The following is a 471-nucleotide window of genomic DNA, read 5'->3' as shown; positions in this document are numbered from 1 at the left end:
CCGGCGAGCACCACCGCCCGATGGGCCAGCGCGGCACGGCGGGCTGCCGCTGCGGCGAGCGTGTGGAGATCCCGATCGGCCACAAGTCGCACCTGCTGTGCCTGGGCACGGGGCGCCGCCTCGTCCGTACCGGACAACAGCACCGGAACAAAGGGAAGTTGCACCGCTGCCACGACTGCTGCGGACTCGACGGCCGGGGGCTCCTCCACGATCACGTGCGCGTTCGTCCCGCTGACGCCGAACGCCGACACACCCGCCCGACGAGGCCGGTCCCCGCCGCTCCAGGGCCGCGACTCCCTCAGCAACTCGACGGCGCCCGCCGACCACTTGACCACGGTCGACGGCTCGGCCGCGTGCAGGGGGGCGGGCAGGGTCTCGTGCCGCAACGCCAGGACCATCTTAGATCGGACGAGCGGCGGGTAGGCCAACAGGGTCTCGCGCGCTGTACAGCTCGGGGGGGGCGGTATCATG

At 72.6% G+C, this 471-nt stretch carries 1 protein-coding gene; it reads right to left on the bottom strand.

The features are described from left to right. On the bottom strand, positions 1–386 hold a 386-nt coding region (locus tag PUR56_RS06120), incomplete at its 3' end, for a ketoacyl-synthetase C-terminal extension domain-containing protein (RefSeq protein ID WP_329948151.1). Between the last annotated feature and the right edge of the window lie 85 nt (positions 387–471).

The organism is Streptomyces sp. BE303 (assembly GCF_036290945.1).
Classification (GTDB): Bacteria; Actinomycetota; Actinomycetes; order Streptomycetales; family Streptomycetaceae; genus Kitasatospora.
The sequence above is the reverse complement of the archived record's forward strand: the minus strand, read 5'-3'. Positions and strand labels throughout refer to the sequence as shown.